10 protein-coding genes are annotated in these 12,199 nt (G+C 72.1%); 4 read left to right on the top strand and 6 right to left on the bottom strand.

The annotated features are described in order from the left end of the window. Positions 1 to 105: 105 nt before the first annotated feature. Positions 106 to 1,119, bottom strand: a complete 1,014-nt coding sequence (zapE, locus tag ACFWQG_RS20095) for a cell division protein ZapE (protein WP_378509414.1) — start codon at positions 1,117 to 1,119, stop codon at positions 106 to 108. A 34-nt stretch (positions 1,120 to 1,153) separates the two neighbouring features. On the opposite strand from zapE, the gene ACFWQG_RS20090 reads away from it, so the two are divergent. The 4 genes from ACFWQG_RS20090 to msrB all read left to right on the top strand — a co-directional run bounded on the left by ACFWQG_RS20090 (position 1,154) and on the right by msrB (position 5,248). After that, entirely contained in the window at positions 1,154 to 1,927 is a 774-nt protein-coding gene (locus tag ACFWQG_RS20090) for a pyrimidine reductase family protein (RefSeq protein WP_378509413.1), read from the top strand. A gap of 3 nt (positions 1,928 to 1,930) precedes the next feature. Further along, positions 1,931 to 3,496, top strand: coding sequence for an alpha/beta hydrolase (locus ACFWQG_RS20085; RefSeq protein WP_378509412.1), 1,566 nt, complete (start codon positions 1,931 to 1,933; stop codon positions 3,494 to 3,496). 61 nt (positions 3,497 to 3,557) lie between these two features. Further along, entirely contained in the window at positions 3,558 to 4,802 is a 1,245-nt protein-coding gene (locus tag ACFWQG_RS20080) for a glycosyltransferase family 87 protein (protein ID WP_378509411.1), read from the top strand. 23 nt (positions 4,803 to 4,825) lie between these two features. Continuing rightward, positions 4,826 to 5,248 carry a peptide-methionine (R)-S-oxide reductase MsrB gene (gene msrB, locus ACFWQG_RS20075; protein WP_378509410.1) on the top strand — a complete coding sequence of 141 codons (423 nt, stop codon included), beginning with the start codon at positions 4,826 to 4,828 and terminating at the stop codon, positions 5,246 to 5,248. Between the two features lie 6 nt (positions 5,249 to 5,254). Here msrB and ACFWQG_RS20070 read toward each other — a convergent pair whose 3' ends face one another. From ACFWQG_RS20070 to hemE, 5 genes are all read right to left on the bottom strand, one after another. Further along, on the bottom strand, positions 5,255 to 6,490 hold the full coding sequence (locus ACFWQG_RS20070; protein ID WP_378509409.1) for a serine hydrolase domain-containing protein: 1,236 nt from the start codon (positions 6,488 to 6,490) through the stop codon (positions 5,255 to 5,257). A gap of 43 nt (positions 6,491 to 6,533) precedes the next feature. Continuing rightward, complete coding sequence (locus tag ACFWQG_RS20065; protein WP_378509416.1) at positions 6,534 to 8,813, bottom strand: molybdopterin-dependent oxidoreductase; 2,280 nt, start codon at positions 8,811 to 8,813, stop codon at positions 6,534 to 6,536. A gap of 97 nt (positions 8,814 to 8,910) precedes the next feature. After that, complete coding sequence (gene hemQ, locus ACFWQG_RS20060; protein WP_378509408.1) at positions 8,911 to 9,606, bottom strand: hydrogen peroxide-dependent heme synthase; 696 nt, start codon at positions 9,604 to 9,606, stop codon at positions 8,911 to 8,913. 4 nt (positions 9,607 to 9,610) lie between these two features. Continuing rightward, positions 9,611 to 10,963 carry a protoporphyrinogen oxidase gene (locus tag ACFWQG_RS20055; RefSeq protein ID WP_378509407.1) on the bottom strand — a complete coding sequence of 451 codons (1,353 nt, stop codon included), beginning with the start codon at positions 10,961 to 10,963 and terminating at the stop codon, positions 9,611 to 9,613. Beyond that, positions 10,960 to 12,057 carry a uroporphyrinogen decarboxylase gene (gene hemE, locus ACFWQG_RS20050; RefSeq protein ID WP_378509406.1) on the bottom strand — a complete coding sequence of 366 codons (1,098 nt, stop codon included), beginning with the start codon at positions 12,055 to 12,057 and terminating at the stop codon, positions 10,960 to 10,962. The genes ACFWQG_RS20055 and hemE overlap by 4 nt, the downstream gene beginning before the upstream one ends. Between the last annotated feature and the right edge of the window lie 142 nt (positions 12,058 to 12,199).

Genomic DNA, 12,199 nt, shown 5'->3' with positions numbered 1-12,199 from the left:
TTCTCCCTAAAGCGTCCCCCTTAACCCCGGGCGGGTGCTCCTGCGGCGTGGTGCGTGACTTCCCCCCCGGGGGGGGGAAACTCCCCCCACGGGCGCGGCGCGCAGCTAGGCGGGGACCTCGAACCGGGACAGCGCGAGCAGGCGCGAGGTGGCGCGCAGGTACTTCTTCTTGTAGCCGCCTGCGAGCATCTCCGGGGTGAAGATCTCGTCGAGCTTCGCGCCGGAGACGGTGACCGGGATGCTGGCGTCGTAGAGGCGGTCGGCGAGGACCACCAGGCGCAGCGCCACGGACTGGTCCTGCGCGGGGTGCACCCCGTCCAGGAACACCGCGGTGACGTCCTGAATCAGCTTGTTGTAGCGCGACGGGTGCAGGGTGCTCAGGTGCGTGCACAGCTCGTCGAAGTCGTCGAGGGTGGATCCGGGGGTGCCCTCGGCGCGCTCGCGCAGTTCCGCCGACGAGATCGGTTCGGGGGCGGGCGGCAGGTCGCGGTGCCGGTAGTCGGGGCCGTCGACGCGGATGGTCTCGAAGATCGCGCCGAGCTTCTTGATCTCACGCAGGAAGTCCTGGGCGGCGAACCGGCCCTCGCCCAGTTGGCCGGGCAGGGTGTTCGAGGTCGCGACGATCGACACGCCGCGGGCCGACAGCTCGGTCAGCAGCCGGGAGACGAGCATGGTGTCGCCCGGATCGTCGAGTTCGAACTCGTCGATGCAGAGCACGCTGTGGCTCGACAGCTGCTCGACGGCGTTGTTGAAGCCGAGGGCGCCGACGACGTGGGTGAGTTCGACGAAGGTACCGAACGCCTTCGGGCTCGGTGCGCTGTGGAAAATCGATGCGAGCAGGTGGGTCTTGCCGACACCGAAGCCGCCGTCGAGGTAGAGGCCCGCGCCGGTGGACGGGGCCTTCTTGCCGAATAGTCCGCGCCGGCCCCCGGAGCGAATCTTGGCGATCTTGCCCGCGAACTCCTCGGCCTTGCGCACGGCGGCGGCCTGGCTGGGCTCGTTGGGGTCCGGGATGTACGACCCGAAGCTCACCTCGTCGAACATCGCAGGCGGGACCATCTGCGCGACCAACTGATCGGCGTGAACCACCGGATTACGATCGACAAGGCGCTGCTGCATGCATCGAGCCTATCGACGTGCTGTTATCGACTCCATGCAGCGTATCGATATTGAGGGATTACTCACACCGGCGCGCGCACCACTCGATGACGACGCGATCCGCGAGTTGTACGCGTACCCCGACGATCTCACCGAACCGTGGATCCGGGTGAACTTCGTGTCGAGCATCGACGGCGCCGTCACCGCCGACGGTACCTCGGGCGGGCTCGGAACGCCCGCGGATCGCCGGGTGTTCGTCGCGTTGCGGGAGCTGGCGGACGTGATTCTGGTCGGGGCGGCGACGGTGCGGAGCGAGAACTACGGCGGCGCGCGGCCCGACGCCGCGGCCAGGGACCGGCGGCGGGCCACGGGCCGGGCACCGGCGCCCCCAGTTGCCGTCGTCACCGCGAGCGCGGACCTCGATCCGGCGTCCCGACTGCTGACCGACACCGACGTCCCGCCGCTGATCCTGACCGTGCGCAGTGCACCCGCCGAACGGGTCGACGCCCTCGCCCGCGCCGGCGCGACGGTCCTCGTCGTCGGCGAGACCGACGTCCCGACCTCGTCGGTCCTCGCCGTGCTCGCCGAACGCGGCCTGCACCGGGTGCTCTGCGAGGGCGGGCCGTCGCTGTTCGGGCGGCTGCTCGGCGACGACGCGGTCGACGACCTGTGCCTGACCACCTCGCCGGTGCTGACCGCGGGCGGCTCGGGACGAATTGCACTGTCGCCGAATGCAACCCGCAGGCCGATGCAGCGGGCGCACGTGCTCGCCGACGGGGACGGGACGATCCTGACCCGCTGGCTGCGTCCGCGACCTGGCAGGCTGTGACGCATGCGCAGAGTGGGGTTGGCGGCACTGGTGATCGCGGTGTGCTGCGCGTGCGGCGCCGGGCCGAGCGTCCGACCGGACGTCGCCGTGGTCGAGCATCGCGACGGCACCACCCCCGAGCCGAGCGGGACGGTGCCCGGCACCGAGCCCGAACTACCCGTCCCGGTGCGCGATCTGGACTGGCGGGACTGCACCGCGTCGACGCTGGGCACGCTGGGGCTGCCGCCCGGCCCGCCGGGGCTGGTGCTCGAATGCTCGGAGCTGGCGGCCCCGATCGACCCGTCCGGCTCGATGCCCGGCTCGTTCGCCCTCGGCGCGCTGCGCGCCCGGCTTCCCCAGACCCCGGACGACGCCGCCCCGCTGGTGCTGACGTCCGGCTCCGATCGCTCGTCGACCGGCACCCTCGCCGCGCTCGCAGCGGGACCGGTCGGGACGTTGCTGTCCTCGCGTCCGCTGGTCGCGGTGGACCGGCGCGGCATCGGGACGTCGACGCCGATCGACTGCGGTGATCCGAGGACACCGATGCCGCGGCAGGCGATGCTCGACCTCGGGCAGTTCACTCCACCCCCGATCGACGACGGGGACGCGGTCGACACGGTGCACGCGCTCGGCCGTGACGCGACCACCCTGTGCACCGACTTCCTGCAGCCGCACGAACTGGCCTTCGACCCGTCGCACTCCGCCGATGATCTCGACCAGCTGCGCCGCGCGTGGGGGGTGGACCGGATCGGACTGCTCGCGACCGGCTCCGGCGTCGAGGTCGCCGCGGCCTACGCGGCAGCGCATCCGGACGCGATCGGGCGGCTGGTGCTGGACTCCCCGTCGGTGCTCGGCGCCGACGCCGCCACCGCGACCGAGGCCGTGGTGCGCGGGCGGGAGGCGGCCCTCGCCGCGTTCGCCCGGCAGTGCGCTGCCCTCGAGTGCGCGCTCGGCCCGGATCCGGCGGCGGCCGTCGCCGACCTGACCGACCGGGCGCGCCGCGGTGAGCTGGGCCCGATCTCCGCGAACGCGCTCCTGGTCGCCCTGACCGACCAGCTCGGGTCCCCGCGCGGCGACATCTCGGCACAGGTCCGCGCGTTCGCGGACGTGCTCGCCGCGGCCGGACGCGGCGACACCGCTGCCCTGCAGCAGCGGATCGACGCGGCCGCCGCCGCGACCCTCGCCGACGGGCAGTTCGTTGCGCGCTGCTCGGACGGGCGGCAGTGGCCGACGCCGGGGCGGGTCCGGGAGCTGATGACGCAGTGGGGTGAGCGCTACCCGGTGTTCGGTCCCGAGGGTGCGCTGTCGATGCTGCTGTGCGCGTCGTGGCCGACCACCCCGCCCGCCCCGGCGCCGTCCGCGGCGACGAGCGCGACCCTGACGATCGCGGGCGCCGCGGACCCGGTGGCCGGCGACGGCGCGTCGGCGGCGGCGGGGGTGCTCGCCGCGGTCGGGACGCGGACGGCGACGGTGGCGTGGCTCGGCTCGGGGCATCCCGCGCTCGCGCACTCCGACTGCGTGCAGCTCGCCGTCTCGGGCTACGCCGACACCGGGGTGCTTCCGCCGGACGGCGGCGCCTGCCCGGGCTGAGTTGCGGCCGGTCACGGGTGTCTTGGGCGGCTCACCGCCCCCGGTCGGGTACCGTGCCACGGTGTTCCTTCGACAGCTCGAACCCCGCACCGCCCGGACGACGGCCGAGGTGGTGACGTTCGCGCTGTGGCCGCTCGCGATCATGACGGTCCTGCACCGGGTGCTCGTCAAGGCCGTGAATGGGGCACGGACGGACGACTTCACCACGGTGTATCGAGCGGCGCTGGCGTTCCTGAACCGGCAGCCGGTATACACCGCGAACTTCAATTGGGTGGACCCGCACTACCTGTATGCGCCGAGCGGCACCCTGCTGCTGTCGCCGATCGCGATCATCGACCCGGAGCGGTCCCGCTGGTTGTTCATTCTCGGTAACGCGGTCGCGGTGATCATCGCGGGATACCTCCTGCTGAAGATGTTCGGGCTGGCCCTGAACTCGGTGGCGGCGCCGATCCTGCTGCTGGGCATGTTCGCCAGCGAGACGGTGACGAACACGCTGGTCTTCACCAACATCAACGGGGTGATCCTGCTCGGCGAGGTGGCGTTCCTGCTGCTGCTCCTGCGGCGTCGGGACACCTGGGCCGGTGTCTCGATCGGGTTGACGCTCGCGATCAAACCGGTCCTCGCGCCGCTGCTGTTGTTGCCGCTGGTGACCAAGCAGTGGCGGGCGCTGGTCACCGCGATCGGTGTTCCGGTGGTGCTGACCGCGATCGCGTGGCCGCTGGCGGTCGATCCGATGGAGTTCGTGCACCACACGCTGCCGTACCTGATGGAATCGCGGGACTACTTCAACTCGGCGATCGTCGGCAACGGCGCCTACTACGGCCTGCCGACGTGGCTGATCCTGGGACTGCGAGCGGTGTTCGCGGCGGTCGTGCTGGTGTCGCTGTGGCTGCTGTACCGGTACTACCGCGACGATCGGCTGTTCTTCCTCGCCACCTCCTCCGGCGTGCTGATGACGGCGTCGTTCCTGCTCGGGTCGCTCGGGCAGATGTACTACTCGATGCTGCTGCTGCCGCTGCTGATGACCGTGGTGCTGCGGAACTCGGTGATGCGGAACTGGCCCGCGTGGCTGGCCGTATACGGGTTCATGACCCTGGACAGCTGGCTGTCGGGCCGATTCCCGGCGACCGGGCGGGCCGCCGAGTACATGAAGACCACCCTCGGCTGGAGCCTGCTGCTGCTGGTGATCGGCGGGGTGCTCGGCGCGCGCTACCTGACCGCGCGCCGGGAGGGGCGGCTCGACCGCGGCATCGATCCGGTCTTCGACGACGACGCCCCGGAACCGGAGAAGGTTCCGGTCGGCTGACCGCCGGTCGGTAGCGTGGAGGCATGACCTCCGACTCCGATCGCGGCCCCGGGTTCGAACTGACCGACGCGCAGTGGCGCGAGCGGCTCACCCCCGAGGAGTACCAGGTGCTCCGGCAGGCGGGGACCGAACGGCCGTTCGTCGGCGAGTACACCGACACCACGACCACCGGGGAGTATCACTGCCGCGCCTGCGATGCGCTGCTGTTCACCTCGACGGAGAAGTTCGCCTCGCACTGCGGGTGGCCGTCGTTCTTCGATCCGGCGAACTCGGATGCGGTGCTGCTGCGGCCCGACGACTCGCTCGGCATGCGCCGGGTGGAGGTGCTGTGCGCGAACTGCCGCAGCCACCTCGGGCACGTCTTCGACGGCGAGGGCTACCCGACCCCCACCGACCAGCGGTACTGCATCAACTCGATCTCGCTGCGCCTGGTGCCCGCGCCGTAGCCGGACTCACTTCGGGTACATCTGCTCGATCAGGTCCTTCGCGATGCTCGACGCGGGATCGCGACCGTCGACGCCCGGCGCCAGGTTCGCCCACACGACGAGGGTGACGTCGCGGTCCGGGTCCGAACCCATGAACGAGTTGTAGCCGGGCAGTTCGCCGGTGTGCCCGTACATCGGGCCCATCTTCGCGATGCCCCAGCCGTAGCCCGCGGCCTGCGGGTTCGCCGGGTCGGTCGGCTCGATGCTGGCCAGCCGCCGCGCCTGCATGTCGGGGTCGAGGACGGTGCCGTCGGTCAGTGCCTCGGCCCAGGTGGCGAGGTCGTCGGCGGTGGCGACGCCCTGGCCCGCCGCCCACGTCCAGGACGGGTTGTGCTCGGTGACGTCCTGCGGTGCCAGGCTGCCGTCCCTGGCAGCGGCCTGCATGTCGGCGGGCAGCGCCGGGTCGTGCATGGTCAGGACGTTGCTGCCGTAGAAGTAGCCGCGCGAGTACGGGGCGGGCAGCGCGGTGTCGGTGGCCGCGGGGAAGACGGCACCGGTCAGCCCCGCCGGGTCGAAGATCCGGTCCCGGTAGATCTCCGGGAGGGACCTGCCGTCGAGCTGTTCGGCGATCAGGCCGAGCAGCACGTAGTTGGTGTTCGAGTAGTGGTAGCCCTGCCCGGGCGGGAAGTACGGCGGGTGCGGGTACGCGAGGGCCAGCAGTTCCTCGGGGGTCCACACCCGCTGCGGCTCGGTGTCCAACGCCTCGTTCAGTTCCGCCGTTTCGCTGTAGTTGAACAGGCCGCTGCGCATGTTCAACAGCTGTTCGATGGTGATGTTCGCACCGTTCGGCACGTCCGGCCGGAACCGCGACACCGGGTCGGTGACGGCCAGCTTCCCCTCCTGCGCCTGCTGCAGGATCACCGTCGCCGTCCACGTCTTGGTGTTGGAGCCGACCCGGATGCGGTCGCTCACGGACACCGGTCTGCCGCCGCCCCGTTCGGTGCTGCCGTAGGTCGCGGTGACGGTGCCGGAGGGGGTGCGCAGCAGGGCGACCGCCCCGGGGAGCAGGAACTCCTTCGCTCCCGCCTCCAGCGCCGTCTGCAGGTCGGCCTGGTCGAGGGCGGCCACCGCGCTGGTCGTTGTGGTGGCGGTCGTGGTGTCGGTGTCGTTCCCGGGGTCCGCGCAGCCCGCGGCGAGGAAGGTCAACGCCAGCGCGGCGGCGGCCGCTCGCGGGCGGCGTCCCGACAGCACGTGACGGTTCATGCCGGACAACGCTACGCCGGGACGCCCGCCCGCGAGAGGTCGTTCACCGACGTAAACGAAGTACCGGAGGGTCGTGGGCACGGATCGGCGGCAGCTCCCCGTCGAACCGTTCGATCTGCACGAGCGCGTGCTGACCGGTGCTGCCACGGCCCAGCCTCGACGTCCCGACGTCCGCGGTGAGAACGTTCGGATTGCCGTGCACGCACAGCGAAGTCGGGTCGTCGGGGTCGAGCGGGTCGTACCAGGCGCCGGTCGACAGTTGCACCACGTCGGGCCGCATGCCGTCGTCGAGCACCACCCCGGCCAGGCACGCGCCGCGGTCGTTGAACACCCGGACCACCTCCCCCGCCAGCACGCCGCGCGCGGCGGCCGCGTCGGGGTGCATCCGGATCGGTTCGCGGCCACGGATCTTCGACGCCTGACTGACCGGCCCGTGGTCGAGTTGGCCGTGCAGTCTGGTCCGCGGCTGGTTCGCGATCAGGTGCAGGGGGAATCGCCGCGCCCGGTCGCCGCCGAGCCACTCCTCGGGCTCGTACCAGGTGGGGTGGCCGGCACAGTCGTCGTAGCCGAAGCCGTCGATGTCGGCGGAGAAGACCTCGATCCGCCCGCTCGGGGTCCGCAGCGCGTTGCGATCCGGGTCGGCACGGAAGTCCTCGAACAGCGTCAGCTCGTCCTCGGTGCGCATCCGCACGTGGCCGCGCGCCCAGAAGTCGTCGAACTCCGGTGCCTCGCCGCCGTCGGCGAGCACGAACCCGCGCCACTGCTCGTACAGGTGCTCGATCCACTCCCCCGAGGTGCGGCACTCGGTGAATCTCGGCCCGAAGCCCAGCCGGTGCGCGAGCAGCGAGAACGTCTCGTAGTCGTCGCGGCTGTCCGCGTACCGCGGCACCGCGGCCTGCATCGCGACCAGCAGCGGATCGTTGCGGGTGCAGGTCAGGTCGTCCCGCTCCAGCGAGGTCGTCGACGGCACCACGATGTCGGCGTGGCGGGCCATCGGCGTCCAGTACGGGTCGTGCACGACGATCGTGTCGGGGCGGGCCAGGGCCCGCCGCAGCCGGCCGAGGTCCTGGTGGTGGTGGAACGGGTTGCCGCCCGCCCAGTAGACGAGGCGGATGTCGGGGAAGGTGCGCCGTTCCCCGTTGTAGTCGTACGGCGCGCCCGGGTGCAGCAGCAGATCCGAGATCGCCGCCACCGGGATCGACTCCGGGACCGGGTTCTGCCCCTGGAACAGGGTCGGCAGCGGGTACGGCACCGGGGCGAGGCCCGGTTCGTTCATCGAGCCGTACCCGTGGCCGAATCCGCCGCCGGGAAGGCCGATCTGGCCGAGCATCGCGGCGAGGGTAATACCCGCCCACGGCGCCTGCTCGCCGAACCGGACCCGCTGCAGCGACCAGGTCACCGTGACCAGGGTGCGGCCCGCCGCCATCCGGCGGGCGAGGTCGGTGATCGTCCGCGCGGACAGACCCGACCGGTCGGCCGCCCACGATGGGTCCTTCGGGACCCCGTCGGCGCGGCCGAGCAGGTAGTCCTCGAACCGGTCGTATCCGGTGGTGTAGCGGCCGAGGAACCCGCGGTCGGCCAGCCCCTCGGTGGCCAGCACGTGGCACAGCGCGAGCATGATCGCGACGTCGCTGCCCGGGCGCGGCGCCAGCCACCGCGCGGCACCGTGAATGTCGTCGCGCAGCGGGCTGATCGAGACGATCTCCCCGCCGCGGGCCCGCAGGGCGTCGAGGGCGCCGCGGGTCGGATGGTTGCTGGTGCCGCCGTCGTTGACGTAGGTGTTCTTCAGCGGGACACCACCGAAGCACACCATCAGGTCGGTCTCGCGGGCGATCACGTCCCAGTTCGTGGCGCGGGCGAACAGCTTCCAGTGGGTGCCGATCACCCGCGGCATGATCACCGCGGTCGCACCCAGCGAGTAGGTGTTCTCCGATCGGGTGTAGCCGCCGAGCATCTTCAGGAACCGGTGCACCTGGCTCTGCGCGTGATGGAACCGCCCCGGCGCGGACCACCCATAGGAGCCGCCGAAGATCGCCCGGTTGCCGTGCCGGTCGACGACGCGGCGCAGCTCGCCGGCGAGGAGTTCGATCAGTTCGTCCCAGGACACCGCGACGAACTCGTCGGCGCCGCGCCGGTCCGACGGCCCCGGACCCCGTTCGAGCCAGCCGCGGCGGACGGCGGGCCCGGCGATCCGCGCCCGGTGCCGCACCGATCCGATCGCGTTGTCGAGGATCGGCGACGGGTCGGCGTCCCCGGGGAACGGGTGCACGGCGACGATGTCACCGTCGGCGGCCTCCGCCTCGAACATCCCCCAGTGCGCCATCTGCTGACGCCGGACCGGCTGCGCACCCACGGTGGCCAGTGTGCCACCGCGGGTGCGGCCCGCCGAGGTCAGGGCTGCCGGAAGCTCGGGACGGGGCTCAGGGCAGGGCGTTGACGAGCTGCTCGATGGACACCCGCGGACCGGAGAAGAACGGGGTCTCCTCCCGAACGTGCATCCGGGCCTCGGTGGCCCGCAGGTCCCGCATCAGGTCGACGATCCGGTCCATGGCGGGAGCCTCGAACGCGAGAAGCCACTCGTAGTCGCCGAGCGCGAACGCCGGGACGGTGTTGGCCCGCACGTCCGGGTAGTCGCGGGCCTCCTTGCCGTGGTCGGCGAGCATCTTGCGGCGGTCGGCGTCGGGCAGCAGGTACCACTCGTAGGAGCGGACGAACGGGTACACGCAGATGTAGTCGCCCGGCTCCTCGCCAGCGACGAACGCGGGCAGGTGGCTCTTGTTGAACTCGGCGGGACGGTGCAGGCAGGCGTTCGACCAGACCGGGTCGCTGGCCTGCCCGAGGTCGGTGCTGCGCCGGAAGTCGGCGTACAGCTTCTGCAGGTCCTCGAGCTTCTCGGCGTGGTACCAGATCATGAAGTCGGCGTCCGCGCGCAGACCGGAGACGTCGTAGATCCCGCGGACGATCACGTCGGTCTCGTTGAACGAGTCGAAGAAGTCCCGCGCGTTCTTCACCGCGGCAGCGCGGTCCTCACCGAGGACCCCGGGCTGGACCTGGAACACGGAGAACATCGCGTAGCGCAGGGTGGAATTGAGCTTGTCGTAGTCGAGGCGTGCCATGGCCCTATCCTGCCACCGTCGCCGCGAGCCGTGCCGCCGCCGTCGTCGCCGACCGGACGCAGGCCGGAACGCCGACGCCGTGCAGCATCGACCCGGCGACCTCGAGTCCGTCGATCCCGGCGACCGCGGACTCGAGGTCCGCCACGATCCCGAGGTGCCCGGCCCGGTACTGCGGCAGACCGCCGTGCCAGCGTTGGACGAACGACGCGACCGGCTGGTCGCCGACCCCGGTGACGGTGGCGATGTCGGCGCGGGCCAGGGTGATCAGCTGCTCGTCGTCGGCGTCGACGATCGCGGCGTCCCCGAACCGGCCGAAGGAGGCGCGCACGAGGGTGGCGTCGCGGGCGCCGAGGTGCGGCCACTTCCGCGCCGACAGCGTGAACGCCTTCGCGGCGAGACCCTCGCCGGTCGCGACCAGGATTCCCGAGTTCTGCGGCAGCGCAGACTCTTTCGGGAACCCGAGGGTCACCACCACCGACGACGCGACCGGAATCCGGCCTGCCGCCGCCGCGGCGTCAGGCGCGGCATCGGCGAGCAGGGTCGCCGCCCGGTCGGCGGGCAGCGCGACGAGCACGCCGTCCACCTCTCCGATCGGGTCGACCCGCCAGCGGCCGCCCGCGCGGCGCAGCCCGGCGGCGGTGGTGTGCGCGCAGAACTCGGCGGCGGCCGCCGCCCGCAGCGCGCCGAGCAGCGTCCCGTATCCGCCGCGGAGGGTGCCGAAGACCGGGGCGGTGGACGGCGGCGGCAGGGCGCGGCGGACCGCGGCGGTGAGGCTGGCGGACCCGGCGTCCAGTGCGGCCGCCAGCGCGGGCATCGTCGCCCGCACCCCCGCCGTGTCGGACAGCCCCGAGTAGACGCCGCCGAGCAGCGGGTCGACGGAGCGGCGCACCACCTGCTCGCCGAACCGCGACCCGACGAGGGCGGCGACCGAGACGTCGCCGCCGCGGTCCCACGCCAACGGCAGCGTCGGCTCGGCGTCGATCCGCGCGAGGGTGGCCGCGTCGACGAGTCCGGCAAGCGATCCGGAATCGGCGGGAATGCCCATCAGGGTGCCCGCGGGCATCGGGTGCAGCCGCCCGTCCGCCCAGATCAACGGTCGCGCACCGGACGGGTGTTCGACCTGGTCGCTCAGCCCCAGCTCGGTGAGCAGGTCGAGCACCTCGGGGCGGCGGACGAGGAACGCCTCTGCCCCGACGTCGACCGGCCCGTCCGCGATCGGGACGGTGCGCAGCTTGCCGCCGAACCGGTCGGACGCCTCAAGCACCACGATCCGGGCGTCCGGACCGAGAGTCGTCCGCAGCCGGTACGCGGCGACCAGGCCGGAGATGCCGCCACCGACCACCGCGATCGTGGTCACAGCGAGTGCACCAGCTCCACGACGTCGGTGATCACCGCAGGATCGGTGTCGGGGAGCACCCCATGCCCGAGGTTGAAGATGTGTCCGGTCGCGCCTGCCGCGAGCGCCCGGTCGGCCTCGCCGACGATCCGGCGGACCTCCTGCTCGATCGCCGGCCTGCCCGCGAACAGCACGGCCGGGTCGAGGTTGCCCTGCAGGCCCTTGCCGGGGCCGACGCGGCGGGCGGCCTCGTCCAACGGAATCCGCCAGTCGACGCCGACGACGTCGGCGCCCGCCTCCCCCATCACGCCGAGCAGTTCGCCGGTGCCGACCCCGAAGTGGATCCGCGGCACGCCCGCCTCGGCGACCTCGGCGAACACCCGCTGCGAGTGCGGCAGCACGTACCTGCGGTAGTCGGCCTGCGACAGCGCACCGGCCCACGAGTCGAACAGCTGGACCGCGTCGACGCCCGCGTGCAGCTGCGCCTGCAGGAACGCGATCGTGGTGTCGGTGAGCGCACCGAGCAGCGCATGCCAGGTCTTCGGGTCCGAGTGCATCAGCGCCTTGGTGCGCTCGTGGTTGCGGCTCGGGCCCCCCTCGACCAGGTACGACGCCAGCGTGAACGGGGCGCCGGCGAACCCGATCAGCGGGGTGTCGCCGAGTTCGGTGGTCAGCAGCGAGATCGCCTCGGTGACCGCGCCGACCTCCTCGGGACGCAGCCGCGGCAGCGCCGCGACATCGGCGCTCGTGCGGACCGGGTTCGCGACGACGGGCCCGGTGCCCGCGACGATGTCGAGATCGACCCCGGCCGCCTTGAGCGGAACCACGATGTCCGAGAACAGGATCGCGGCGTCCACCCGGTGCCTGCGCACCGGCTGCATGGTGATCTCGCAGACCAACTCCGGGTGGAAGCAGGATTCGAGCATTCCGATGCCGGAGCGGATCTCGCGGTACTCGGGCAGCGACCGCCCGGCCTGACGCATGAACCACACCGGGCGGTGGCTGGGGGTCCGCCCGGTCGCCGCGGCGAGCAGCGGCGCGTCGGGCAGGTGCCTGCGATAGGGGTACCGCGCCCCGCTGGTCATCGCCGAATTCGTGTCTTCCAGATCGCTCATGTGTCCCAACGCTCGTCGCCCGATTCGTCCTCTGCGGGCCATGCTGCCAGATCCGCCCGCCGCACCCCCAACGGACGGCGCGGACCGGGACGAACGTACCGGTCCGGCGCGCCTCCCCCGCCCACGGCGGGGGTCCGTCTAC

Origin of the sequence: Rhodococcus sp. NPDC058532 (assembly GCF_042719255.1) — a bacterium.
Lineage (GTDB): Bacteria > Actinomycetota > Actinomycetes > Mycobacteriales > Mycobacteriaceae > Rhodococcus_G.
This window is presented reverse-complemented; position numbering and strand designations above follow the sequence as displayed.